We start from the raw sequence: 24583 nt of genomic DNA, 5'->3' as shown, positions 1-24583 counted from the left end.
GTAAATGGCATCAAATAATCCAAAATAATTTCTTGTCCTAATTCACCTCTTAGCATAAACCTTGCAATTTATGATACTGCATCCTTGGCATGAAGCCAGCACCGGGACGAATCCCCCTCACGAAGTAAACGCCCTCGTCGAAATTCCTTCGGGGAGCAAGGCAAAGTTCGAAGTAGATAAGGAGTCAGGACTAATCAAATTGGATCGGGTTCTATTCGCGTCAGCACATTACCCGGCTCATTACGGATTTATTCCACAGACCCTTGGAGATGACAAAGACCCACTCGATATTTTGGTTTTGTGCTCTGAGGATGTTCCTCCATTGTGCCTTGTACCTTCTCGAGTAATAGGCGTTATGCGTATGATCGATCGTGGAGAAGGTGATGAAAAAATCCTAGCAGTGGCCTCGGGAGACAGAAGTTTCGATGGAATCGATCACGTCTCCCAGCTCCCTACTTCTTTTAGAGCAGAACTCACACACTTTTTTTCCGTCTATAAACAATTGGAAAAGAAAGAAGTGCGAGTCGAAGAGCCGGAAGGACCGGATGTTGCAAAAAGTCTAATCCTTAGAGCAATGTCTTTCTATAAGGAAAAATTTCCTAAGTAACTCAGGCAAATCCGGTCCTAGCCAAAGCCTCTTTAGTCAATCGAATCTCTCATTTGCGTAGCAAAAGAAAGACTTTCATCGATCTCTGCTTTTTCTACTACAGGATCGTTAGAAGCGCCAAGTGATTGAGAAAAATCGGTAGTTAAACTTGGCAGAGAAATCTCGGGAAAATCTTTTTTAGATCCATATAATATTCCGCCCAATACTGAATGTAAGAAAATCATGATTTAGTCCCTCTAATTTTTATTTTCTTTTTGGATATTTATTATCTTAACTGAAAACCTTGACGCTTTGACTTTTTGTATTTGCAATTCTACTTACTATTCCAACTTAAACTTTAAGAAACTAGTCCTTCGTTTAACAACTTCTCATAATATTTTCCCCAATGCGGACGAGAACCGTCGATGTCTGTAAAATCATACTTCTCCGATAATTTCCAAGTACTCAGAGCTTGGCCGTTCAGACCCTTGACTTCCGGATCACCAGCAAGACAGGCTACGGCCCTGCCGATATACATCGGGGTCTCTGATTGTAAAAAATGCGGATCCTGTTTTGCGGCATCTCTCCAATTCGATTCCTTTACTTTGAAATAGTCCAACATCGCTTCGGAACGCAAAAAACCAGGAGTCAATGCAAGAACCGTAACCCCGTAAGGTTTTAGTTCCGATGCAAAACATTCTGCCAAATGAATGAGAGAGGACTTTACTAAACTATAATATACGTTTCCTCTAAAACGATAATCCGTTCCGTCGGTAATTTCGATTAATAAGCCGGTTCGGTTTTGGACAAAGAAAGGGAGCGCGAAACGACTTGTAACAAGATGCGAGTCGATGCAATTTCGAACCGCCTTCAGTCCATTGTGCAAATCATGTTCCCAAAACTTTTTTCCCCAGTCTATTAAATGTTCCCCTCCCCAAATGTCGTTTATTAGAACATCCAACCTTCCGGATTGTTCCCCCCGAATTTTCTCAAATAATTCTTTCACTTCGTATTCGTTGGTATGATCGACCCTGACAGGTATTCCTTTTCCTCCGGATCTGGTAACCAATTCGGCAGTTTCCTCTATAGTCTCCGGTCGGTTTAGATCGGACCGACCTTTCGCGGAACTCCTACCTGTCACATAGACCGTAGCTCCTTTCTCACCTAACGCGATCGATATGCCTCTCCCAGCACCTCTCGTCCCACCGGCTACAAGCGCAACTTTTCCCAATAGAGCACCGTCTTTCATAGCAAACATATTATTCTAAATACATGCCAAAACCTGTCATATTTATAAAATTCTTGTATAGATGATTCTTTTTTTGAAGATTTAGATTTTGTCCTCTCTGTGCTGAAATTACAAAAACTGGTTGTTGTTCCTAGTGTTAATGACTACAAAGTTTTTAGCTTTTGCATTCTCGAAAAATTCATGAGAGCTGATAGATTGATTTCCATTCTTCTTCACTTGCAAGCAAAGGGGAGAACAACTTCAAAAGAGTTATCTAAGAAACTCGGAGTCTCCATTCGGACGATTCATAGAGATATGGATGCACTGAGTGTATCTGGAGTTCCGGTATACGCCGAGAGAGGATTAACTGGAGGCTGGACACTTGCGGAGGGATACAGGACAAATCTCACCGGAATGAAAAAGGAAGAAGTCATTTCCTTGCTAGTTCTCAACTCTACTCGAATCATAGACGACCTTGGCAAAAAAAAGGATTTCGAGTCCGCATTCACCAAACTTTTAGCAGCACTTCCACCTGCTTTTCGTAAAGATGCCGAGGTTGCTCGTCAAAGAATCTTAATCGATAGCACAGGCTGGATGCAAGCTCAGGAAGATCTTCCTTCTCTCAAAATTCTACAGGATGCGATCTGGGAAGACAGAAAGTTGAAAATCATTTATGAAAAGGATGAGCAGAGGCGAGAGAGAGAAATAGAACCTCTCGGTTTGGTGGCAAAAGAATTGACTTGGTATTTGGTCGCTAGATCCGCCAAGGAGTATAGAACCTTTCGAGTCTCTAGGATCAAGTCAGCCGTCATTCTTTCTTCCAGATTTGAAAGACCAAAGAAATTCGAGCTAACCTCGTATTGGGAGAATTGGCTCAAAGACTTTCGGACAAGAATTCCGAGTTATCCGGTGACGATTTTATGCAGAGAACAAGCTTTTGCAAAAATCAAGTTTGTTCCATATATTAAAATATTAAAATCATCTGATGTGTCCGAAGGTTGGATAAAAGCAGAAGTCGATCTAGAAACCAAGGAGTGGGCATTGCGATCTTTGCTCATGTTGAGCTCGAACGCAATTATCCTGGAACCGAAAGAATTGAAGGATATCCTCATCGAGAAAGTAAACGAGATCCAAAATCTTTATTCATTGAATTTGGAATCGCTTACTAAATCTCGGGGCAACCGAGATCATAGGTAAAGACAGACCCCTTGGGATCAATTTTCTAATTCTTCTTCTCCTTCTTCTAAGCCTAAATAGAATAAAGTCCAAAGAGTATCGAAAAGTATCTGCATTAAAGAAACGAATCGGTCTTCCGGATCTTCCATTTCCTTATACTCTTCTAGTAGAAAACCCACGAGCGGTTCTAGGATATCCCTTTCTTCCTCGTTTGGAATCTTGTCCAAGGTAGCGACGCTAAAGGTTTCTTCGATCGGGATATCGTAAAGACTTAGTCTTGCATGCAAAATTCTAATGGTCACATTCAACAAATCACTGTCGTTCATTGTCTCAAGGCCCTGATCAGCGAGGCCGCCAAGAATTCCGTTAATAATTTCGTCTGTTAAAGTTTCGCATAGTTCTTCGTTCTCTTCGTTATAAGCTTCCGAAATAGAAACTAACACCGACGTGGCGAGAGAAAGGTAATGGGAAAGCGCCAGATCAAAATTGTTTTCTTCACCCTCGGTCAGTTCCCGAATGAAACCCGAATCCAAATCATCATAGAAAGATTCTGGATCATCCGCTTCGGTCGCAACTGAAGCAAATGTCCTTACGAGCAACCAAAAAGGCGATTTCTCGTGCCCGACTTTTTTGATCTCACGAACATAATCAGAGACCGCGAGTCTCCATGCTTCCGAAGAAAATTGAGCTAATTCCATATTCTACAGAAACTACTCTTTCTACAGCCAGAGTCGAGTCGGAATTCATTTTGGAGAATAGAAACTCTGAAAACTTGATCCCCTACTTTTGCAAAAACTCGTCGTCATAATTTCTCAAGTATGAGATTTATCGTCCTGGGAATGGTGGAATAGTTAGATGCAAGAGATTTACAGTTCGTTCAACGACCCTAGATTCAGGCAAAATACTGAGTCCGGACATTACGAGAGTTGGTTTATTCGCGCAAACCATCCAGCTCTACCTCAAGCATTCTGGATTCGTTATACAATTTTTTGCCCAAAGAATAGGCCAAAAGATGCGATCGGCGAGCTGTGGGCGATTTATTTTGATGGAAAGTCCGGCCAGCATACGGCTGCTAAATCCGAATTTCCAATTCAAGAATGCGAGTTTCGCTCCAGGCCTCTTTTTGCTCGGATTGGCAACTCTAGCATGACCGAATCAGAAGTGATCGGTAACTCCCAAGCAAGACCCGGATCTCCAAAATTCGAATGGAATTTAAAGATAGAGGGTGGAGGCAAACCCCTCCTACTCTTTCCAGAAAACTTGTACGAAGGAGGATTTCCAAAAGCGAAAGTCTTAGTAGGAAGTCCTTCGAGCAGATTTACAGGCAGAATTTCGGTCGATGGGACTGAAATTTCTATCCTGAACTGGCAAGGAAGTCAGAACCACAATTGGGGCCCCAAGCATACAGACCAGTACGCGTGGGGACAAGTCGCCGGATTTGATAGTGATTCGGGTGCGTTCTTGGAGCTAGCAACCGCGCAAATTAAAATCGGTCCTTTTTGGACACCACCTCTTACTCCGATCGTATTTCGATTTAAAGAAAAAGAATATCGATTAAACAAAATTATAGAGTGTTTTGGAAGAGCTGACTATCATTATTTCGAATGGAATTTCAAAGCCAGTACTCCAGATATACTCATCGAAGGAAAAATTCATGCGAATCCATCTGATTTCGTATGCTTAAAATATAATAATCCTCCTGGCGGATGGAAATATTGTTTAAACACAAAAATTGCTCGATCTGAAATTTTAGTTACTTTGAAAGGAGAAACTTCTCCTCAAAGATTGGTTTCGAAGAACTCTGCTGCGTTCGAGATACTTACTTCAGATTCAAAGCACGGATTAATTCCAGCGGTTTAGTATTTTCTGAAAAATCATTTTCGCTGGACAAAACGGGTCTTCTTGGTTTCGATTAATTCCTTATCACAAAAAACCGGGCGATCCATGGTTAACTTTTTTAGAAAATATTTCATTTATTCAATTTTCCCCTTTTTGCTACTTTGCCTTGCAAGCTGTAGACCCAGTTCTTCCGGAAAACTTACAATCGCAGTCGCTGCAAACCTGCAACATACGATCATAGAGATTGAAAAAGAATTCGAGGCAGAGACAAAAATTCCAGTAGATGTCGTTCTGGGATCATCAGGAAAGCTTACCACTCAAATTAAAGAGGGCGCTCCCTATGATGTATTTATTTCCGCGGATATGAATTATCCGGAAAATCTTTTTAAATCAGGATGGAGTGATGCCCCACCTAAACCCTATGCGAGAGGCCTACTCGTTCTGTGGAGCAGGAAAGCGGATTTAAGCAAACAGGACGATTTGAATCTCCTCCTATCTCCGAATATCAAGAAAATAGCAATTGCGAATCCGGAAACTGCTCCTTATGGGAAAGCTGCAGTAGAAGCACTTAAAGAATTAAAAATTTACGATAAAGTAAAACATAAACTTGTGTTCGGCGAAAGCATTTCGCAGACGAACCAGTTCATCATTTCCCAAGCCGCTGATCTTGGAATTACTTCCAAGTCCACTGTGATCGCAGAAGAACTTAGAGGAAAGGAAATGTGGATAGACATTGATCCTGCTTTATATAATGCGATCACTCAAGGAATGATTATCTTGAAACACGGAAAGGAATCTCACCCGGAGGAATCCAGGAAATTCTACGATTTTATTGCTTCGGAAAAATCAAAAGCTATCTTCTTAAAGTACGGCTATCTGTTGGAATAGTTATGAACCGAATCGAGGGAGAGATTATCGAAATCCAAACGGAAGGTCAACTTTCTCTCGTGAAAGTTCAATCCGTTCCTTTTCCAGATGATATCTTTGTCTCAATCGTAATCGATACTTCAGACACTTCAAAATACTTATGGAAGGGAAACCGAGTAGAGATATTGTTTAAAGAAACGGAAGTAATACTCGCACTTTCCAAACCGGATAATGTCAGCGTACAAAACCAATTTGATTGCCGTATTAAGTCCTTGGAAAAAGGAAAGTTATTAAGCAAAGTAAACTTGGACTATTACGGATTCGAACTTCAATCCATAATAACAACTGCAGCGGTAAACCGTTTACAGCTAAAAGAAGGTATGATTCTCGCTGCCTTGGTAAAAACGAACGAAGTAAGCCTAGGAATTTTGTAGAACCTATATACTATTTTACGAGAACCTTTCTCTACTCAACAGCTTCTGCATTATAAAAAGATGATTGATCTGAATCCGATATTTCTGACCCTAAAACTAGCCTTGGTCACAACGACTATTTTGTTCTTTGTCTCTATACCTCTCGCAAACTGGCTCGCTTTTCGAAAAACAAAATTAAAGACTTTCTTAGAAGTCTTAGTCAGTATGCCTTTGGTCCTTCCACCATCCGTTCTCGGATTCTATCTTCTACTGGCTTTCAGTCCCTCAAACGGGATTGGAAAGGTTCTGGAGGAATGGTTTGGGCTTAGACTTGCCTTTTCCTTTTCAGGATTGGTGGTCGCTTCCATAATATTCGGTCTGCCATTCATGGTGCATCCTATTCAATCCGGGCTTTCTGAATTGCCCTCGGTATTAAAGGATGCTTCTTATACTCTGGGAAAGTCAAAGACAGAAACATTGATTAGGGTCCTTTTACCGAATATTAAAACTTCTTTAATTACAGGAATTGCTCTCACTTACGCCCATACGATTGGAGAATTCGGAGTAGTGTTGATGATCGGAGGAAATATTCCGGATGAAACAAGAGTGGCTTCGATTGCAATTTATAATGAAGTCGAAACTTTACATTATCACAATGCTAATATCTACTCTTTGATCTTATTCGGACTTACTTTTTCGATATTGCTTCTGGTCTACTCTCTGAAGCATCGATTCAAACTGGCAAATTAATTTCGATTTACTATGATTCGAATCGACATCTCTAAGCTGCTGACAGAGCCCGGAAGAACAATTTCCATAGAATTGAATATTTCCTTTGAAACCGGAAAGTTCGTCTCTATCTTTGGGCCCTCAGGATCGGGAAAATCTACGATTTTAAAAATGTTAGCAGGACTCATTACGCCAGATCGCGGAGTCGTCGAAGTGAATCAGGAAAAATGGTTTGATAGCGAACAGCAAATTAACCTCAAGCCGCAAAAAAGAGATATTGCTATGGTCTTTCAGGAACCTGCGCATTTTCCAAATATGACGGTCTTAGAAAACCTTCGCTATGCTCTCCGATCATCTTCTGATATTCACTTGGTCGAAGAGATTCTCGGGATTATGGAGTTAGAAGCTTTACGAAATTCCAAACCAAACTCCCTCTCGGGAGGACAGAAACAAAGGCTTGCATTAGCTCGAGCTTTGGTACGAAAACCTAAATTACTTTTGCTAGATGAACCATTATCTGCGATCGATCATAAAATGAGATCCAGACTCCAAGATTATCTATTAGAAGTTCATAGCAAATCCCAATGCAGCACTTTACTAGTAAGTCATGAGTTATCAGAAATTTACAAAATGTCACAGCTTGTATTCAAATTGGAAGACGGTAAAATCGTGGGCATCGGAGATCCACGGAAAATTTTTACGGATTCAAAGATAAGCGGCAAGTTCCAATTTACAGGCGAAGTGCTGTCCATCGATAAAGAAGACATCGTTTACGTAGTTACTGTGTTAATCGGAAACTCCATCGTGAAGGTCATAGCCTTGGAGGAAGAAATTCAAGATCTTTCAATTGGAGACAAGGTATTGGCTTCTTCAAAAGCATTTAATCCGTTGTTAAAGAAAATATAAAGTATCTTGCCTGACATTTGTCAGTTGCGTGATCCGCCAGAACCTCGAATTTCTACTTGCCCCCTTATCCGCATTAAAAATACTGAGTCTTATCCTCATTTTCGCCGGATAATTCTAGGCTACACTGCAAATTCTGCATGAATTTGCCAATTTATGAGGATATTCAGCAGAGAAAATTTTTCTTGACATATATGAGAATGATTCTCATCTGCAGTATTAATTTGCATGGTCCCTTTGGGATCTTGGGAGTCATCCCCACAGTTCAATCATTTTCCTCGGAGTAAGCCTTCAAAAGCTGCTCCGAGGAACTTTTGAAATTTCATTTTTGGAGACGCGAAATGCGGAAAAAATCTAGACTATCAGCGCTTTGCCTAGGAGCAATCTCCGGCTTGGCATGTACGATATTGTCTTGCACACCTGAGAAAAAATCCGATGACAAGACTGTCATCGCTTTAGGACTTTTACCTTCTGCGACTAAAGCCGAAGTCGCCAATCGTTACGTTGCACTAGCATTCGAATCCTATAATAAAAGCTACCAAGATGCGCTTGCGCTTAAGAATGCTGCGGATACATTTGCGACCACTGCAACTCCTTCTGCTAGTGACTTAAATAACTTAAGAAATCTTTGGGTAAAAGCAAGAGCTTCGTACCTTACCACTGAAGCTTTTAGATTTTCTGGCGGCCCGATTGACAATACCACAGTCTTAGGTTGTGGTGCTGGAGTAAATTTTACAGGCTCCGATGAATGCGAAGGCTTGCTTAACGCATGGCCTTTGGATGAAACCGCGGTGGACAACTATATTGGGAACGGTGGAAATTCAACAACCGACTTTGCCCAAATCTTAAGCCTGAACGGAAACGGCACAATCGGCGCTGAGCAAAATCCTGAAAAGGCAATCTTAGTTGGTTGGCATCCGATCGAATATATGCTTTGGGGAACTGATTCCTCTTCTACTGGATCCGGAAATAGAAATGTTTCTGATTTTGCAAACGCAACTGCAAATGGAACAAGAAGGAAGGAGTTCCTACAAAGCATTATCTCAGCTTTGACCGGTCATTTAAAGTTGATTCGCGATAAATGGGAAATCGGATCTCCTACGAGAACTGCTTTTTTGGCTAATCCCGATCAATCCTTAGAAAAAGTATTTCAAGGAATTGGAAAGTTTATTGCTGGTGAATACGGTGGAGAACGCCTAACAGGAACTTTCGGAGGTAGCCAAGAAGAAGAACACTCTTGTTTTAGCGATACTACCAAAGCAGACTTCTATTATGACGCTCAATCTGTACTGAATGTATGGACTGGCAACTATGTACTGGGAAACCAAGCTCCTACTACCAGTGGTCCAGGTTTGTCTGCTCTCTTTGGGCCTATTGGATCTTCGGGAGTAACTTCTGAACTGATCCAAGCGAGAGATGGTTTTTGCATCAATCTTCCCGAACAGACAGCGGATCCAAGCTATACGGCAAGCTGTCCTGCCGGTTCTCTCACTGGGAGATTTGATCAGATCATCCAATCCGGAAACCCTGAGAATTCTATTTTATTAAATCTTCAATTGCTGATAGGCGAAAGAATCAAAAGAGATTTTGTGAACGCGGCAAACGCAATCGGAATATCTGTTACTGATTTCAGTCTTTAACCGAAACAACAAGCGCCTGACTTTTTCGGGCGCTTAAGAAAAGAGAAAATTATGAACTGTGATAAAACCCTAAAAGAAAACGAAAACAACGAGCTTTCAAACGATAATATTAGAAAAAAGGAAAGCTTTTTCCCGAAATCCTTTATTCCGCAAATTGCAATTTCTTGCCTTTTCATCTTGCTGGGATTTGCGGGATGCACCGAAAAACCCAACGATAACAAAGAACTTTATTTGGCTGCGCTTGCGATTTCCAATGCAGATCCAGGAGAAGCTTTTTCCGGAGGAAGAACCACAGTATTCGATGTAACTTCTACTGCCTTCGACTTTCCGGCATCAAACTTAAGAGAAGGCGCATCTATCCATTTTCAAGGTGGAAACGCATTTTTTAACCGAGATTGGGTTCCCGAAGGAAACAGTGCGTCAGCAGGTTTAGGCCCAACTTTCAATACGAACTCCTGTAGAGGATGTCATTCCAAAGATGGAAGAGGAGCTCCTCCGGCTTCTGGTTCTCTGGATAATTCTCCAGGAATTCTAATCAGACTTTCTAAGGTTTCGGCTACCAATCCTACGACTGGTGGGCCAGTCGGTCTGGATGATTATGGGCTGCAGCTAAACCATAAGAGCATTGCGGGAACTCCTGCAGAAGGCTCCGCCACACTTGGTACAAGCGGCACTATCGTAAGGACCTATGCCGACTCAAGCACAGTTACATTAAATATTCCCGATTATACATTTAGTTGGAATTTTACTGCTCCTGCTAGTTACGCATTCTCTCCTAGAACTGCACCGATGATTCCTGGTTTGGGACTTTTGGAAGCGATTCCAGAAGAAACAATTCTTTCTTGGGCAGATCCGAACGATTCCGATGGAGACGGTATTTCAGGAAAAACGAATCTAGTCTGGGATGCAAAGGCTTCCAAAAAAGTCCTCGGGCGCTTTGGCTGGAAAGCAAACGAACCGAGCCTTGCACAGCAAAACCAGGGCGCGTTTTTGGGAGATATCGGGATGACAAGTCCGTTGTTTCCTTTGGACAACTGCCCGGCTTCTCAAAGTGCTTGTATCACCGCATCCGGAGGTACTCATGAACCTGAAATCAATTCCGAAACTGCTGAGGCAGTTATTTTTTATACGAAGTTAGTAGCAGTTCCTGGAAGAAGGAATGTGAATGATGCGGACGTAATAAAAGGCAAAGAAATATTCGGAAATATCGGATGCGCGAATTGCCATAAGCCTTATGTTCAAACAGGATTTGTAGATGGATTTCCAGAATTATCTTTTCAGCATATAAAGCCGTACACGGATCTTTTACTTCACGATATGGGACCGAATTTGGCGGACAATCGACCTGATTTCCAGGCAAGCGGATCAGAATGGAGAACTCCTCCTTTATGGGGACTTGGGTTGATCCAAACAGTGAATGGTCATAACCGTTTAATGCACGACGGAAGGGCGAATGGACCTGAAGAAGCAATTCTTTGGCATGGAGGAGAAGCAGATACTGCAAGAACCAAGTTCCAAGCGCTAACCGCCGACGACCGGCAATCTATTTTAACTTTCCTGAATTCGTTGTGACAAAATGAAAGGCTATCAATCACCCAAATATCCTGTTTTTTCTTTGGCGCAGCTTTTTCTGTCTCTGCTTTGCGCGATTTCTCTTCTAACCTTCTCTTGCAAGACTAAAGGAGAAAACTCATCAGAGATCTTAGCCGCAATTTTTATTTCAGGAGCTTCGACTAGGGAGTTCCTGCAATATTCGGGGGAAAACCTTATATTGCCGACTTTTAGGGAGTTGGACCAAAAGTGCTCTGCTCTCAAAGATGCCGCAGCAAGCTATACCGCGACTCCGGGCGATTCTACCAAGTTTGCTTCTTTAAGACAATCTTGGGCAGAAGCTAGATCTATATTAAAAAAAGCAGAAGTGTTTTATTTCGGACCGGCCGATATTCCGTTTTCCTATTATACGAAAATGGATGCATACGAAAAAGGGGAATCAACTCGCCCAAAAAAAGCAAACATAGACGGAGTTTTAAGTGACTCAGTTACAATTAATGCATCCTATGTGAGATCGCAAGGCACCCTTAAAAGGGGTTTCGGAGCTCTAGAATATTTACTTTTTGATAACGGAAGTGGTTCCTCGAATTCCGGTGATGTTATAACCGCAAATTCAGGGAATTCAAGAAGGACAGATTATATACTAGCCTTGGCTCAAGTCATTCAGGAAGATGCACATTCACTCCGAAACAACTGGGAACCGAATGGCGGAAATTTTTTGGCGTCGTATGTGAACGGAACTGGAATGTTCTTATCTCCGAAAGAAGCTTTGGATACCTATGTGACCAAAGTAGGAAATCTGGTTTTAATGATCGAAGATACAAAGATTGGTTTTCCTGCAGGTCTGAGTATGAGCTCCAACGGAGCCACGAACCCAAATTTAACTGAGTCCATCTATTCTAGAACAGCATATCAGGATTTGTTGGATAATATCAAAGGACTTAGGTTGGCCTATTTTGGAAACCTAGGGGATCCGAATGCGAAATCCCTTGCTTCTTTGGTCCAATCCCAAAGCCCACAACTGAACGATAGCATTCAAACTACCTTAGACAATTTGGAAGCACAACTGACAACAAAGGTGAACGCTTCTGCAGATTTGTACGCGGAAATCAATTCCAACCCTAGCGGACTGATAAAACCGATTTGGGACAATACAAAGATTCTGAGAAACAGTACTGCAGTGGAATTACTCTCAGTTTTGGGAACTCCTGCATTGCCATCAAGCACGGACGGAGATTGAAGAATCCGAAAGTCCGGAACTTTAGTTCAAAATGTCGAAATCGATTTTTACGCTTGCCAATTGGGCCCGGCGAAGATTTGTTAATGACCATGTCAGGTTCTATTCAAGCATTATTAGCATTTACAACTTGGGCGATGTTTTTGGGATCCGCTGTGATCTTATACAGAGTGGCCCAAGTTCTTACCGGAAAAAAGAAATCCAACGAATTCCCAGCGTGGTTGCAACACGGAAGTGACTTTTACTGGAGAGTGAACAGGGCTCATCTGAACTGTTTAGAAAACCTCCCGATCTTTGCTACACTCGTATTCGTAGGAACATTTCTGAATATTACCGATTCACTCTTTGAAACCTTGGGCTGGGTAGTATTCGGCGCCAGGCTAGTGCAAAGTTCTGCCCATTTAAGTGGTGGAGGGGTTTGGCCCGTGAATGTTCGCTTTACTGGTTTCTTAGTACAGTATGTCTCTTTTGCAGGGATGCTATATATCATCTTTGATGGCAAATTGTAAAACTACTTGACCTTTTTGTAAAATAGGTTACGTTCTTTTTCTCCCATGGTCTCCAAGTTCGACTACCTTAGACGTAACCTATATGCAATGGCCGAACTGTGTTTGGAGCAAATCCTTAAGCTAGATGACGCGATCGAACAGGAGAACGCGGATCTAGCTAAGCAGATTATCGAAAGAGACGATCTGATCGATAACTTGGAAAAACAGAACGATAACCTTTCGCAAAATGCGATTTTAGAAGCAATTGCTAACCGAAATTCTTTGGGCATGGACCAAGTGGACGGAGAAGTTGTTTTAAAGAGAGATCCGCTTCGTTTTGCTCTTTCCGCAATCAGAATTACGAGAAGCCTTGAACGAATGGGAGATCAAATCGTAAACTGCGCCACCTGTTACAGACGCGGTTTGCTTCCGAAAGGTTTTTTCCGCCAGGAAGAGATCTTAGATAAAATGCTGTCTAGGGTAGTCACTTTGGTCGGAATGGCGGTAGAATCCTTGGTCGAAGAAAAGAATCGCTTCTACGGATCGGTTCACACTGTAGAAGAAGAACTTAATAATCTTTGTAATTCAGCATTTTTGAAATTCGTAATGGATCCAAGATTAGATAAGAACCAATTTGCGGATCTCTATCGAATTGTGCTCAGCATAGAGAGAGCAGGAGACTATGCAGTCAATATTGCAGAAGAATTGGTGAGGTTGAATACCGGAATGGATATTAGACACCTTTCCGATCCTGTTCAAGTTACAGAAAAAGCAAAATCAGCTTAATAGTATTCTAATATTATGACTAAGGTCTATCACTCTCTTCTAGATAGCTTTCCAGCTCTTCCTTTAGTCCCCCGGGCAGCTGTAGTCCAAAACTTTCAATTCGTTCGTTGTACTTACTAAAAGAAAATCTGTGCCGAGATGTACCCAAATAAGAACGAAGTGCATCGGAACCCCATTCTAAGATTTCTTTGATATACTCATCATTCTCCTCTAGTTTTTCACAATAAGGAATAAAGAGAGGCCTGTTTACGGGACGACCGATGGTTCTATAAAATAGTAGCCTCCTCAAAACTTCGTGATCCTTCAGATTTCCGGATTCCAAAGCTTTCTCGACCATTCTAAGATTGATGCAATCTAGGAATTCCACTTTCAAGTGCTCGTCTTTAAGTCTAACTCGAAGACTCGTTTTAATTTCCTCTGATTCATACAAGAAATTCGGACAATATTCCGGACATTCCTGGTCCTTGTGCAAATCACAATAATGTAATAAAATACAATCTACATCAGAAGAGGGCTCTACAATTCCAAAATTGATCGAACCCAAAATCTCAACTCCCGTTCGAAAGCCTTTGTCTTCGAGCTCTTTCAATGCGATTCGAAAAGCTTGCATTCTCTTCAGCGCTTCTTTCGTATCGTAATTTCGATATTTGCTTTTGAGAGCGATGTACTTTTCGATCAGGTAAGTCATGCTAAAATTTCTCTAAGATACCGGTTCATACCGATTAGAACAGATTCCGGGATTTCGTGTCCACCCGGAAATGCCAACAATTCCCCATCCCAACCGGCTTCCTTTAAGACTCCTTCTAATTTTTTTGCAGCAGGATATCCTAACACCGGGTCCATCCTTCCGTGACTCTGAAAGAATTTGTATCCTGGAGACAATTTTGCTAACCTGGACCACTCTTGTTCATGAATCAAAGTACCCGAAAGAATAAGTAGCCCCTTTGGTTTTTGCTTAGAGTGAAGCATAAGATCCGTCGCCAGCATGGCACCTTGGCTAAATCCACCTAAGATGATTTTTTCCATCGGAATTCCTAAATCTTGAATCATCTGCGCAGCTTTTTCTCTCGCGGATTCCAAGCCATTCGGATAGCGCTCCGAAAAATCTCTGTGACCACCTAACATCATCGCTTTTTGCAAAGCTTCCATATCGATTGGAAACCACGCCCTGCCAGTATAACCGGGCATAATAGGAATTTCTAAATCGCCGTCTGGAAAGAGGAAATTTGTTCCTTTTGGAACGTCGAGATAAGAATGCAAAGGAACTAAGTCATGTGCGTTGGCCCCGTATCCGTGAAAAAGAATAATTGTAGGAAGATCTGGATTCCCTTGAATAGAAACCGCTTTAAAAGGACCTATTTGTTTTAGATCATGATCAGAATACATATGTAAGCAAATTGCAAAAACCTACTTGTACTTGCAAATTGTTTCGCGAGAACTTCGCAAAAGAACGAACAGCGTTTGAATCGTTACTCCTCAAAAAGTATCGTTGAATTTTTCTTGTCGATTAGCGCACTCAATCAAATTCTAAAATAGTAGAGGAAACCGATGAGTAAACAATTCGAAGGCAAAGTCGCTTTAGTAACCGGAGCTGCGTCTCCAAGAGGACTCGGAAGAGCCATTGCTAACACAATCGCTAAAGATGGTGGCTCCGTCGTGGTAGTCGATTTGAACAAAGAGCAAATCGAACAGGCCGCTGCGGAAATCGCTAAAGAATATGGAGTAAAAACTCTTGGATTACCATGTAACGTAACGAAATTGGAAGATTGTGATTCTGTGATAAATTCAGTTAAGGAACAATTCGGAAAACTGGATTTCCTCGTAAATAACGCTGGAGTGTTAAAGGACAACTTGTTCATCCGGATGACAGAACAAGAATACGATTTCGTAATGGACGTAAACGCAAAAGGCGTTTTCCTCATGACCAAGGCAGCTTCGAAACTTTTATTAAAAGCTCCTTCAGGAAGAATCGTGAATATATCCTCGCTTTCAGGTTTAAGTGGTCAGCCAGGTCAGGCCAACTACTCTTCCTCCAAGGCGGCAGTTATCGCGCTTACAAAAGTGGCCGCGAGAGAGTTCTCTGGTAGAGGTGTGCTCGTAAACGCGGTTTGTCCTGGATACGTCCAAACAGACATGACATCTTCTCTCTCCGAAGAAGTTCAGAAAAAGTTAACAGACCCAATGTTCATTCCGTTAAAGCGCCCTGGTACACAGCAAGAAATTGCGAATGTAGTGGAGTTTTATTTATCTGACAAAGCGTCTTACATTACGGGAACTTTTTTGAGAGTGGATGGTGGAGCTGGAATTGGAATGTAACCTATCAGAAAAAGGTCATTTGAGATCTATTTTGTGATGATTATATTATGAAAGAAGCAAATTCGAACCCCACAATTATAGGAACAAAATGTCAAGACTGCGGTTTTCAGATTACAGAAAATGTTCCTCGATGCATCCAGTGCGGTTCAGAGAAGATTCAGAAAATTGAATATGAAGGGTCCGGCACAATCTATACTTACACTGTAGTTCATGTCGGATTCGGCCATATGGCGGCGCGGGCTCCTTACGTACTCGCGCTCGTAGAATTGAGAGAAGGCGTAAAGGCGCTCGGGATTCTTGAAGGATCTGCAAAAGAATCCAAAATCACTGAATCTGTATCTATAGGCTTGGAAGTTCGTTTGCAAAAGATCGATTCTGAAATCGGATATTTCTTTAGACCTGTATAAAATTCCGATTTCGTTTTAGACAATTGCGAAAGAAATTCTCAGACTTAGTTCGAAGACTCTGTTACGACAGAACTAGCGGCCTCATTTTCTATCCTAAAGCAAGAGAAGCAAATGATTCCACTAGCAAGTGCAAGGACAGCACTCATTAAAAAGGGCGCTCCGGGAAAATAAGGATCAGTTCCAGGTTTCGAAAAATAATGAAACAAATTGGTCATGAGTACAGGACCAATGATCGAAGTAATGCTCATAATTCCCGCCATTATCCCTTGTAATTCGCCTTGCTCGTTATGAGGAATATGATTCGAAACATAACCTTGCATTGCAGGAGTTGCGACAAAGCACAGAGCAAAGGGCACCAATAGAGCATACATCATCCAACCTTGTGTAGCTAGTGCAAAGAGGATGCTAATTACGACTCTAGTAAAAATACCTATATATGCCGAATTTTTTTGACCCAACTTTGGAATGATGATCCTAAGTAATCCGCCTTGAACAATAGCCATCGTTATTCCGACCACACCTAACGAGTAGCCGACCATCTCTGAATCCCAAAGAAATTTTTCCATAGTATAATAAGTCCAAGTAGATTCGGAGGATTGATTCGCCAGAAAAATAAGTGCAATAGACAGGAGCAGACCACTGATCGTCTTCGGATATTTACGAACTCGTAATATAACTCCGATCGGATTTGCTCTCTTCCAGTCGAATTTTCGACGACTTTCCTTTGGCAAAGATTCGGGTAGAATAAAATACCCATAGACCCAGTTGACCAAAGAAAGAAATGCAGCTACTAAAAAGGGAACTCTTGGCCCAAACTTGGAAAAAAGGCCTCCTATTACGGGACCGACAATAAAGCCGATTCCAAATACCGCCCCAACCAAACCAAAATTCTGGGATCTCTTTTCTGGAGGACTAATATCCGCAATGTAAGCACCAGCTGCGCTGTAGCTAGCGCCAGTGATTCCAGCGAGAATTCTACCGACAAACAACCACCAGATCGTAGGCGCTAAAGACAAAAATATATAATCAATTCCTAATCCGAATAAAGAGGCGAGAAGGACTGGCCTTCGTCCATACCTATCACTAATTCCTCCGATTATTGGGGCCCAAATAAATTGAGTAAAAGCATAGGCAAAAGTTAACCATCCACCGTACAAGGAAGCATCGCTTAGATCGCCTCCAATAAGTTGCTCTATTAGTTTAGGAACTACCGGGATAATAATCCCAAAACCGGTAAAATCGATTAATAATGTAATCAGAACGAACCAAAGCGCGGACTTCTTTTGGACAGTCATACTTCCTCAAAGCAACACTCAGGGTTTCTTTTTTGTAAAGGCAAAATTATGTAAAAGACTTAATGTACGATTCGCCTAACAGAATATTTCGATGCTTAATGCTCTAGCATCGAAAGAATTCTCTTTGCGTACTTATTTCCAGGATCTAGGTGTTCGACTCGAGAAAGAATCCTTTTGGACAGTATCGGTTTTTGTAGATGGATATAGCAAGTTGCGAGATTCAGCAGATTATTCAAAAAACCGGGTTCACGTAAGGATATTCTTTCAGAAAGTTCGATGGATTGTTTATATCTTTTCGACTTCATATGAATCTTCGAAGCAAAATACATGCTCTCTATATCTTCCGGAAATTCTTGAACCAAACTCTCGAAAATAGACAATGCCGAATCGTACTTTCTAGTTTTATAATACACTCGTGCTAATTCTTTTTGAAAGATTGGAGAAGGAAGTTCTTTTTGGCCCTCTTGATGCGCTTCCAGATATTCGCTCGCGGTCTGCCAATCCCTAGATTTGTTATATTTCATGTAGTTTTCGTCAGGAAAGTCCTCCGAAGAAATCTTTGATAATCTCACTGGATCTCTCAAATAGGAAACCTTTACAATAGTGAGGTCATCAGTCATTTCTCCAAACCGATCTAAGCTTGCCACGACTTCGGATAGCTCCCCTTTCGACTCTTGAATTCTTTGCAAAAATTGAGATTCGTCCTCGTTGATGATACGATAACCTTCAGCGTCCGTGCCCGTTTGAATATCATCTCTCCCATCGGAACCTATAAATAGAGCGTCGCCTTTTTCCAAATAAAAGACCTTCACTTTCATTTTGCTTTTTAACCCCGTAGTTCCGAGTTTGCGTAGAACCAGTTTATCTTCTATGAAACTAGCAATGCCATCTCGATAAAGAATCGTCCAAGGGTGTTCTGCATTCAAATAATAGAATAATCCCGCTTCTATATCCACAAGACCCATCACAACAGAAACTAACATGGAACCGTCGAAGGATTCAAAGATCATTTGTAATTCGTTAAAGCATTCTCTAAGCCATAGCTCAGGAGACAGAGACTGATACATACCAGAGGTTTTCGTCCTAGCAACCAAAGAACGGAATACAACTCCTAGGACTAGAGCTCCACCCGCACCTTGCATGGACTTGCCCATGGCATCCCCGTTGACTACAACGACGAATCTTCTTTTGCGCAATACGATTTCGTCTAACATGATAATGTCGCCGCCGATTTCTTTCTGCCATTGGCGGAACTCGAATTGCTTTTTCTGCCGCGTGTAACCTTCTACCGTAACCGAGTCGTTCCTATAATTTTGATTTGCAAGCGGATCCAAAAGTAACGAGGTCAAGAAATAGTCTCCGTCCTGCTTTACCTTTAGTTCTTGCACTTCGCTTAACGTACTTTGCAACTCCGCAGTTCTTTGTTTTACTTTCTGGTCCAAATCCTTGTTCAACTCTTCGACTTGTTTATGCACTCTTAGGAATTTGTTCGAAAGAATTAGCATGATTCCTAGCTCAAAGGTGAGAAATCCGTATCTAGCCAAACTATAATTTTCTACATACGGTATTACCTTCATCGCTCCGATGATATCTCCGATGCTGGTTGTGATTAGGATCGCAAATCCGATAGAAAGCCTGAGCGCATCTGGGTTTTTATTTCGAATCGCTTTTCCCACAATAAAAACAGTGTAGAATGCAAATACAAGAGCGACTACATGCCAAGTTTTTAATATAATGTTCGGGTATTTTCCGGAGGAAACGGCCACCAGGAAAGAAAAACTCCAGACTATAATCATGTACAACCTGGAGGCTTTACCGATGCTCCCCCGAAAAAAGGTATCCAGGAAGAGAAGAAAGAATAGAGTAGCATTGAAAACGAATATGTATTCTACTTTTCCCTGAATCAAAGGGTCTATATTCAAATCATATATCGAATTGCTTCTCAAATACATATAGACAGAGAGGGCGATAGAAAACATTGCAAACTGCAAGTTATAGCTTTCTTCGGACCTCTTCAGGAAGAGTAACAAGTGATAAATCCCCACAAACAAGTAGAGAAATAGGAGCATTAAGTCTAGCCGCTCCGAAACTATATTAAGATTTCTTGAATGAAGATCAATTGCAGGAGTCGAAGACTCCAGATTGGCAAGCACACTTAGTTCTTGACCCGGATCAGCCGCGACCACAAGCCTAAGTTCGTTGCTTCCTGATTGAATCAAATCGCGAGGAATTATCGCGATTACGTGCCTCTTGCTCCCGTTACTAAGGATATGCTTCTTATCGAAGGATCCACGCTGAGCAATCCGTTTCCCATTGAAATAAATTTCGTAAGCATTTGATAAGAGCGGAAAGTGCACTGAGGGAGAATCCACATTTAGTTGCTGGATTTCTTCAGGCGAAAATTCTATGTTTTTCCGCAAAGTAGCTACTCGATATGCCTCGCTTGAGGCTCCTTGTGGTTCAAAAAAGTTATTAGGAATCGGGAGTGAAGGCAAATCCTTCCACTTTATTCCTTGAGCCTCCTTTTCTATATTTTTTCCGAAAGAGATCTTCCATTGTTTTTCTAGTGGAATCGGAAAGGAATGTAACGCAATTGGAGCAATAAATAGGAAAACAACGATTAGCGTTAAACGAAACATCTGGATCAAGAATCTTATGAAAGATTCCGAAAGTGATTCCAGCGGAACAAACGTAGATATCATGAAAGCAAATTCGTACAAGAGCTAATGCCCTTGCTCTCCTTGAAAAAAGCAAACCTAGAAAAGCACTGAAGGATCAGCTTCGTGAGATTTCTTTTCTATAATCTAGTGTTTGACTCATAGAATGAACAGGGTACATCACTCAAAGGATCAATTTTTTCGATCTCTTCGCACTAAAGAAGCCAATCGATCCGGGTAATCGCTAATAATACCGTCCACTCCTGCCTTTAGCAGGCGCTCCATTTCCAAGGGCTCATTGACAGTCCAAGGGATGACCCGTAAATTGAACGAATGTGCATCCGAAACAAACTGATCGTTCACATATAGGTAGTGAGGTGATATGATGTCGGCCTTTACTCCTCTAGCTGATTCAATGACCTTCTTTCTCAAAGAATCGCCTAACCCCAGTTTTATTTTTGCTCCATCGACGTAACTTAACGTAAAAAGAGCGGAAGTCCTAAGATTCGGCTTCAACTTCTTCGCTAGTTCAATGGAAGGTAGATAAAAAGATTGAATCGTAGTTCGAGTTTCTACTTTAGCATTTTCGATCGCTTGTATTAGTTTGGAAACATGGCTTTCTACGATTTCCGAAGATACTTCTGATTTTTCATCGTTTGGAAATTTTGTTTCAATGTTGAACTGCAACGGAAGCCGACCCTTTCTTTTAGCTTCTTCCTTTGCAACTAAATAGAAAAATTCTTCGATCGTTAATAATTGAGTTCCTGGAACCGTTTGCTGCTCTGAAAACTTAGGATTTTGTTTTGCTCCGCAATCCAAGAGTTTCAAGTCTGCTAAATTCAATTCATACAAAGATACCGATATTATTTCTTGTCCGTCTTTCTTTCTGCATATCTCTGGATTCGTTTCTGAATCATGATGTATTACAATTTTATGATCCTTTGTTAATACTGTATCCAGCTCCAGGGTAGTCATTTCGTATTTAATTGCTTCTTCAAACGCAGGCCAAGTGTTTTCCGGCTTCAAACCTCTAGCGCCTCTGTGTCCTTGCAAATCTACCTTTCCATCAAGAGGAGCATTAACGAGAGAAGGCTTTGAATCACAGGATACAACCAAAACGAGAATCGCGATTGCGACAGGTAAGATGGAAACAAACCGATTCAAATTACCCACTATTTCATTTTGGCTTCTTACTATTTCTTGCATTTTGCACTCGCTTTTGATTTGGATAAAGGCTTCGTAGAATGAAACCATCACAAGCAGGATCGTCTCCCTGTTTTTAGGGAATGTACTCTTTTCTGAGTGAAATTTTTGAGGGCCCCGCCCTGCTTTGGGTGGGGGGCCGGTGGTGGGAAAAACCCCCCAAATTCAATCTAAGCCAAATATCAGAAGATCGCATATCCAGCAAGCCTTTTTGGAGCGTCTCTTTCCTGTAGGAGCTCCTACAAATCTTGCTGGAATTTTACCGAACATGATACTTACTAGTCTTTTCTTGACTATACTATAATTTATTTCGATACCATTTTGATTTTATCTTTTAGCAGACAACTTTTCAAGTTCGGTTTTCAACAAGCCCTCTCCTGCATTTTTCCCGGTTTTATATTTCTTACATTAGGAATTACTAAATATCTAGGTTCTCCGCTTATTCCAAGGTACGATTTCATACTTCTTGTATGCATAATTTTGCAAGTGTTAATGCTCGTCACTAAACTTGAAACAAAGGATGAGCTGAAAGTAATTACTCTTTTTCACTTAATAGGACTGGCATTAGAAATATACAAAACCAAGATGGGATCGTGGGCCTATCCAGAATTCGCCTACTCGAAAGTATTCGGAGTCCCACTTTATAGCGGATTCATGTATGCGAGCGTAGCAAGCTATATATGCCAGGCTTGGAGAAGATTCAATCTTTCCTTAAGTAATTGGCCGCCTTCTCTACTGGCATTCTTATTTTCTCTAGGAGTATATTTAAATTTCTTCTCCCATCATTTTATCCCGGATCTGAGGTGGATATTGATTGCACTCTTATTCATTCTCTTCTTTAAGACCTGGGTTTCTTTTACCGTGAACCACGAGACTTACAGGATGCCGATGACCCTTTCCTTTTTTCTCATCGCTTTCTTTATATGGATCGCAGAAAATATCTCCACATTTCTAGGCGCCTGGAATTATCCAGATCAAATGGGTGGATGGAAGCTAGTTCATCTAGGAAAACTTAGTTCTTGGTTTCTACTAGTGGTGATCAGTATCATTATTGTTGCGCAGCTAAAACATGTGAAGGAAGAGCTATATTCTGACGAGGAAGACTTCGCTGATGACGACTTCTTCCAAGCTTCCTGAGAATGCATTTACTCGGAAATTATTTTCTTAATTCCTGAAATACTTGCTTTAACCCAAGCTTATAATTTGGATAGTCCGGCTTCCATCCTGTTTTCTTAATCTTTGCGTTAGAACTTCTGGCAGACCGAGTTGCAGCTCTCACTGGATCTTTGCCCTTTAGCAAATTCGCTAAGAAGACTGGAGCATGGCCCACTTTTTTTTTGCCAATATAAGCTCCTGCCTCTTGGAAAAAATCATTCATTGTCACCGGGGTATCATCTACTACATGATAAATTTCTCCAATCGTACCCGATTTTAATAAATGGACGATCGCCGAAGAAACATCGTCCACGTGAACTACGTCCCAAAAGTTTTCTCCGTTGCCGGGAATCCGGAACAAACCGATTTTCATATCTTTCATAAGATCTGAAAACCAACCACCTGCCCCGTAGACATGGGACGGTCTTAAGATGATTACAGGAAATTTACTAGAACGAAAAGCTTCTAAAAGTACTTTTTCAGAAGCCTGTTTTGTTTTCCCGTACTCGGTTTCCACATTCAGTGAATCAGTCTCTGTTAGAACCTTGCCTTCGCTTTCTCCGACCACCACCGTGCTCGCAAAAATAAACCTTTTTAAGTTGGGAAGAGTTTTAGCAATTTCAAGCAGCCTATTAGTGCCCTCATGATTTGTTTTCCAAAGCTTTTTAGAACTTCTCTGGGTCGCTATCTCTGCGGCAAGGTGGATGATCGCCTCTATCCCTTCCGCTTTTAAGAAAGGCTGCAACTCTGAAATTGAATCCAAATCTCCAATCACCGGAGTCACGCCCATTTCCTTTAGCTTTTCCGCGGATGATTCTGAACGACAGAGTCCGTAGAGCTTATGCCCACCGACTGTAATGAATTTTCTGATTACTCTTTTGCCTAAAAAGCCGGTTGCACCTGTTACAAAGATTTTCATAAATATGTATTTTGCTAAAATAGCTTCCTTTTCATAGATTCACATGAATCGTATATTCACGTTGTTATACGACTAGGAGTAACACAATTCCAATTTCCAAAGCAAATAAAATTACTAACGATACCTTTGCCTTAAACAAAAACCGCGAAGAACTAGTTTCTAATTTCTTAAAATGCCTAAATGCAAGTATAGTCAGTAAAGCGCATATGGTTCCAGAAAGCGCTGCCATGCTATAGCTTTCAATCCTCTCTGTTTCCCTTTTCAGGATAAAAGCAAGAGAGTAAACAAAAAGCGTCAGCACTATTCCCGAAACAATCATAAAGGCGATTTCTTTAAACCTAAACTCATGTTCTTTCAAGCCTCTGGCTAGTTCTTCCTGAAAATACATTGCGATCGAAGCAAAGATTGCTAAACCCGGGACTAGCAACATCACTGCGAGAAAGATCGGAACTTCCTCCATCAATTCAAATCCTGCACTATAAGAAAGCGCAGTAAGGATGAGCCCAAGCATTCCTAGTAAAGTATTTTTAGTCGGATCCTTTTTGGTTCGAATCCATTTTACAAAAGAAGCCCCGACCAAAAGAGGGCCGAGCAGAAAAAGCAAAAGTACCAGACGGTTCATGCAAAAATGATTAAGACACTCATTAATTCTGTCTCATTTTTTTTCGGACAATACTGTGACAAAAATTCCTATACTTTACAGTGGATTCCGGAAAAATTGGGCACTATAAACAAGGAGTTATTCCATGAAAAAAAGTGCTCTTTTACTGTCCGTATCGACGGTGATCGTGTCCTTGGCTCTAGTTCTGAACTGCGGAGATAAAAACGAATCTTCTTCCGAATCTGCTGCTCCGGCACCTAGTGCTGTAAGCGCGGAATTGAGTCCGGAACTCACTAAGGGAAAAGAAATTTTTATGCAAAACTGCGCTTCCTGTCACGGTGAAAAAGGTGCCGGCGACGGAGCAGCTGCTGCTTCCCTCAATCCAAAACCTAGAAATTATAAAGCTCCGGCTTCTCAGTGGAAAAATGGTCCTACCGAGGCAGGAGTCTTGAAAACATTGAACAACGGTATTGCCGGTACTCCGATGGTAGCTTACAAATTCTTAGGCGACGAAAATCTGAAGCATCTTGCAAAGTACGTAGTTTACTTAAATCAGAATTAATCCTCATTTCGGGTGGGAAGATTCC

The 24583-nt window shown here is 41.4% G+C and carries 25 protein-coding genes and 1 pseudogene; 16 read left to right on the top strand and 10 right to left on the bottom strand.

Annotated elements, in window-relative coordinates:
• Positions 1-73: 73 nt before the first annotated feature.
• Positions 74-607 carry an inorganic diphosphatase gene (locus CH373_RS11190; RefSeq protein ID WP_207761467.1) on the top strand — a complete coding sequence of 178 codons (534 nt, stop codon included), beginning with the start codon at positions 74-76 and terminating at the stop codon, positions 605-607.
• Positions 608-639: 32 nt separating this feature from the next.
• Here CH373_RS11190 and CH373_RS11185 read toward each other — a convergent pair whose 3' ends face one another.
• Together CH373_RS11185 and CH373_RS11180 are read right to left on the bottom strand one after the other, a co-directional pair.
• Positions 640-831, bottom strand: a complete 192-nt coding sequence (locus tag CH373_RS11185; RefSeq protein WP_100713712.1) for a hypothetical protein — start codon at positions 829-831, stop codon at positions 640-642.
• Between the two features lie 113 nt (positions 832-944).
• On the bottom strand, positions 945-1835 hold the full coding sequence (locus CH373_RS11180; RefSeq protein ID WP_100713827.1) for an SDR family oxidoreductase: 891 nt from the start codon (positions 1833-1835) through the stop codon (positions 945-947).
• Between the two features lie 180 nt (positions 1836-2015).
• Here CH373_RS11180 and CH373_RS11175 point away from each other — a divergent pair, with 180 nt between their 5' ends.
• Positions 2016-3011: a helix-turn-helix transcriptional regulator gene (locus CH373_RS11175; RefSeq protein ID WP_100713713.1), complete on the top strand. Its 996-nt coding sequence runs from the start codon at positions 2016-2018 to the stop codon at positions 3009-3011.
• Between the two features lie 17 nt (positions 3012-3028).
• Here the strand turns inward: CH373_RS11175 and CH373_RS11170 are convergent, their stop codons facing one another.
• Positions 3029-3688 (bottom strand): hypothetical protein, encoded by a 660-nt coding sequence (locus tag CH373_RS11170; protein WP_100713714.1) that lies wholly within the window; start codon positions 3686-3688, stop codon positions 3029-3031.
• A 157-nt stretch (positions 3689-3845) separates the two neighbouring features.
• On the opposite strand from CH373_RS11170, the gene CH373_RS11165 reads away from it, so the two are divergent.
• From CH373_RS11165 to CH373_RS11120, 10 genes and pseudogenes are all read left to right on the top strand, one after another.
• Positions 3846-4850, top strand: coding sequence for a hypothetical protein (locus tag CH373_RS11165; protein WP_100713715.1), 1005 nt, complete (start codon positions 3846-3848; stop codon positions 4848-4850).
• 84 nt (positions 4851-4934) lie between these two features.
• The gene (modA, locus tag CH373_RS11160) at positions 4935-5717 is read left to right on the top strand and encodes a molybdate ABC transporter substrate-binding protein (RefSeq protein ID WP_100713716.1); all 783 of its coding nucleotides are present in this window, start codon (positions 4935-4937) and stop codon (positions 5715-5717) included.
• Positions 5718-5719: 2 nt separating this feature from the next.
• Positions 5720-6130, top strand: a complete 411-nt coding sequence (locus tag CH373_RS11155; protein WP_100713717.1) for a TOBE domain-containing protein — start codon at positions 5720-5722, stop codon at positions 6128-6130.
• A 60-nt stretch (positions 6131-6190) separates the two neighbouring features.
• Positions 6191-6859, top strand: a complete 669-nt coding sequence (gene modB, locus CH373_RS11150; RefSeq protein ID WP_100713718.1) for a molybdate ABC transporter permease subunit — start codon at positions 6191-6193, stop codon at positions 6857-6859.
• 12 nt (positions 6860-6871) lie between these two features.
• Positions 6872-7744, top strand: coding sequence for an ATP-binding cassette domain-containing protein (locus CH373_RS11145; RefSeq protein WP_100713719.1), 873 nt, complete (start codon positions 6872-6874; stop codon positions 7742-7744).
• 338 nt (positions 7745-8082) lie between these two features.
• A complete protein-coding gene (locus CH373_RS11140; protein WP_100713720.1) occupies positions 8083-9381 on the top strand; it encodes an imelysin family protein in 1299 nt (432 codons plus the stop codon).
• Positions 9382-9546: 165 nt separating this feature from the next.
• Positions 9547-10953: pseudogene (locus CH373_RS11135) on the top strand (di-heme oxidoreductase family protein); the annotation flags it as partial.
• A 199-nt stretch (positions 10954-11152) separates the two neighbouring features.
• Entirely contained in the window at positions 11153-12172 is a 1020-nt protein-coding gene (locus CH373_RS11130) for an imelysin family protein (RefSeq protein ID WP_243393365.1), read from the top strand.
• A gap of 89 nt (positions 12173-12261) precedes the next feature.
• Positions 12262-12678: an MAPEG family protein gene (locus CH373_RS11125; RefSeq protein ID WP_100713828.1), complete on the top strand. Its 417-nt coding sequence runs from the start codon at positions 12262-12264 to the stop codon at positions 12676-12678.
• 45 nt (positions 12679-12723) lie between these two features.
• The gene (locus tag CH373_RS11120; protein WP_100713723.1) at positions 12724-13443 is read left to right on the top strand and encodes a phosphate signaling complex PhoU family protein; all 720 of its coding nucleotides are present in this window, start codon (positions 12724-12726) and stop codon (positions 13441-13443) included.
• Positions 13444-13462: 19 nt separating this feature from the next.
• On the opposite strand, the gene CH373_RS11115 is transcribed toward CH373_RS11120, so the two are convergent.
• A complete protein-coding gene (locus CH373_RS11115; RefSeq protein WP_100713724.1) occupies positions 13463-14131 on the bottom strand; it encodes a hypothetical protein in 669 nt (222 codons plus the stop codon).
• A complete protein-coding gene (locus CH373_RS11110; RefSeq protein WP_100713725.1) occupies positions 14128-14829 on the bottom strand; it encodes an alpha/beta hydrolase in 702 nt (233 codons plus the stop codon). Before CH373_RS11110 ends, CH373_RS11115 begins: the two co-directional genes overlap by 4 nt.
• Before the next feature lie 162 nt (positions 14830-14991).
• On the opposite strand from CH373_RS11110, the gene CH373_RS11105 reads away from it, so the two are divergent.
• Positions 14992-15759, top strand: coding sequence for a glucose 1-dehydrogenase (locus CH373_RS11105; RefSeq protein ID WP_100713726.1), 768 nt, complete (start codon positions 14992-14994; stop codon positions 15757-15759).
• 47 nt (positions 15760-15806) lie between these two features.
• On the top strand, positions 15807-16166 hold the full coding sequence (locus tag CH373_RS11100; protein ID WP_100713727.1) for a Zn-ribbon domain-containing OB-fold protein: 360 nt from the start codon (positions 15807-15809) through the stop codon (positions 16164-16166).
• A gap of 44 nt (positions 16167-16210) precedes the next feature.
• On the opposite strand, the gene CH373_RS11095 is transcribed toward CH373_RS11100, so the two are convergent.
• From CH373_RS11095 to CH373_RS11085, 3 genes are all read right to left on the bottom strand, one after another.
• Positions 16211-17461: a TCR/Tet family MFS transporter gene (locus CH373_RS11095; protein WP_100713728.1), complete on the bottom strand. Its 1251-nt coding sequence runs from the start codon at positions 17459-17461 to the stop codon at positions 16211-16213.
• A gap of 95 nt (positions 17462-17556) precedes the next feature.
• Positions 17557-20100, bottom strand: a complete 2544-nt coding sequence (locus CH373_RS11090; RefSeq protein WP_100713829.1) for a SpoIIE family protein phosphatase — start codon at positions 20098-20100, stop codon at positions 17557-17559.
• 210 nt (positions 20101-20310) lie between these two features.
• The gene (locus CH373_RS11085) at positions 20311-21315 is read right to left on the bottom strand and encodes a glycerophosphodiester phosphodiesterase family protein (protein ID WP_423789777.1); all 1005 of its coding nucleotides are present in this window, start codon (positions 21313-21315) and stop codon (positions 20311-20313) included.
• Positions 21316-21642: 327 nt separating this feature from the next.
• Between CH373_RS11085 and CH373_RS11080 the strand changes: the two genes are divergently transcribed.
• A complete protein-coding gene (locus CH373_RS11080) occupies positions 21643-22458 on the top strand; it encodes a DUF817 domain-containing protein (protein WP_243393364.1) in 816 nt (271 codons plus the stop codon).
• A 19-nt stretch (positions 22459-22477) separates the two neighbouring features.
• On the opposite strand, the gene CH373_RS11075 is transcribed toward CH373_RS11080, so the two are convergent.
• A complete protein-coding gene (locus tag CH373_RS11075; RefSeq protein ID WP_100713729.1) occupies positions 22478-23395 on the bottom strand; it encodes an NAD-dependent epimerase/dehydratase family protein in 918 nt (305 codons plus the stop codon).
• Positions 23396-23459: 64 nt separating this feature from the next.
• Positions 23460-24017, bottom strand: coding sequence for a hypothetical protein (locus tag CH373_RS11070; RefSeq protein WP_100713730.1), 558 nt, complete (start codon positions 24015-24017; stop codon positions 23460-23462).
• 124 nt (positions 24018-24141) lie between these two features.
• Here CH373_RS11070 and CH373_RS11065 point away from each other — a divergent pair, with 124 nt between their 5' ends.
• Entirely contained in the window at positions 24142-24558 is a 417-nt protein-coding gene (locus tag CH373_RS11065) for a c-type cytochrome (protein WP_100713731.1), read from the top strand.
• The last annotated feature ends 25 nt before the right edge of the window (positions 24559-24583 follow it).

The sequence above is a fragment of the Leptospira perolatii genome, from assembly GCF_002811875.1.
Taxonomy (GTDB): Bacteria; Spirochaetota; Leptospiria; order Leptospirales; family Leptospiraceae; genus Leptospira_B; species Leptospira_B perolatii.
Note: the sequence above shows the minus strand (reverse complement) of the source record. Positions and strands in the feature narration are given on the sequence as shown.

Excerpts from the sequence above, each read along its gene's own strand:
- CH373_RS11185 (WP_100713712.1), bottom strand. The coding sequence starts at position 831 with ATGATTTTCTTACATTCAGTATTGGGCGGAATATTATATGGATCTAAA.
- CH373_RS11180 (WP_100713827.1), bottom strand. The coding sequence starts at position 1,835 with ATGAAAGACGGTGCTCTATTGGGAAAAGTTGCGCTTGTAGCCGGTGGG.
- CH373_RS11175 (WP_100713713.1), top strand. The coding sequence starts at position 2,016 with ATGAGAGCTGATAGATTGATTTCCATTCTTCTTCACTTGCAAGCAAAG.
- CH373_RS11170 (WP_100713714.1), bottom strand. The coding sequence starts at position 3,688 with ATGGAATTAGCTCAATTTTCTTCGGAAGCATGGAGACTCGCGGTCTCT.
- CH373_RS11165 (WP_100713715.1), top strand. The coding sequence starts at position 3,846 with ATGCAAGAGATTTACAGTTCGTTCAACGACCCTAGATTCAGGCAAAAT.
- modA (WP_100713716.1), top strand. The coding sequence starts at position 4,935 with ATGGTTAACTTTTTTAGAAAATATTTCATTTATTCAATTTTCCCCTTT.
- CH373_RS11155 (WP_100713717.1), top strand. The coding sequence starts at position 5,720 with ATGAACCGAATCGAGGGAGAGATTATCGAAATCCAAACGGAAGGTCAA.
- modB (WP_100713718.1), top strand. The coding sequence starts at position 6,191 with ATGATTGATCTGAATCCGATATTTCTGACCCTAAAACTAGCCTTGGTC.
- CH373_RS11145 (WP_100713719.1), top strand. The coding sequence starts at position 6,872 with ATGATTCGAATCGACATCTCTAAGCTGCTGACAGAGCCCGGAAGAACA.
- CH373_RS11140 (WP_100713720.1), top strand. The coding sequence starts at position 8,083 with ATGCGGAAAAAATCTAGACTATCAGCGCTTTGCCTAGGAGCAATCTCC.
- CH373_RS11125 (WP_100713828.1), top strand. The coding sequence starts at position 12,262 with ATGTCAGGTTCTATTCAAGCATTATTAGCATTTACAACTTGGGCGATG.
- CH373_RS11120 (WP_100713723.1), top strand. The coding sequence starts at position 12,724 with ATGGTCTCCAAGTTCGACTACCTTAGACGTAACCTATATGCAATGGCC.
- CH373_RS11115 (WP_100713724.1), bottom strand. The coding sequence starts at position 14,131 with ATGACTTACCTGATCGAAAAGTACATCGCTCTCAAAAGCAAATATCGA.
- CH373_RS11110 (WP_100713725.1), bottom strand. The coding sequence starts at position 14,829 with ATGTATTCTGATCATGATCTAAAACAAATAGGTCCTTTTAAAGCGGTT.
- CH373_RS11105 (WP_100713726.1), top strand. The coding sequence starts at position 14,992 with ATGAGTAAACAATTCGAAGGCAAAGTCGCTTTAGTAACCGGAGCTGCG.
- CH373_RS11100 (WP_100713727.1), top strand. The coding sequence starts at position 15,807 with ATGAAAGAAGCAAATTCGAACCCCACAATTATAGGAACAAAATGTCAA.
- CH373_RS11095 (WP_100713728.1), bottom strand. The coding sequence starts at position 17,461 with ATGACTGTCCAAAAGAAGTCCGCGCTTTGGTTCGTTCTGATTACATTA.
- CH373_RS11090 (WP_100713829.1), bottom strand. The coding sequence starts at position 20,100 with ATGTTTCGTTTAACGCTAATCGTTGTTTTCCTATTTATTGCTCCAATT.
- CH373_RS11075 (WP_100713729.1), bottom strand. The coding sequence starts at position 23,395 with ATGAAAATCTTTGTAACAGGTGCAACCGGCTTTTTAGGCAAAAGAGTA.
- CH373_RS11070 (WP_100713730.1), bottom strand. The coding sequence starts at position 24,017 with ATGAACCGTCTGGTACTTTTGCTTTTTCTGCTCGGCCCTCTTTTGGTC.
- CH373_RS11065 (WP_100713731.1), top strand. The coding sequence starts at position 24,142 with ATGAAAAAAAGTGCTCTTTTACTGTCCGTATCGACGGTGATCGTGTCC.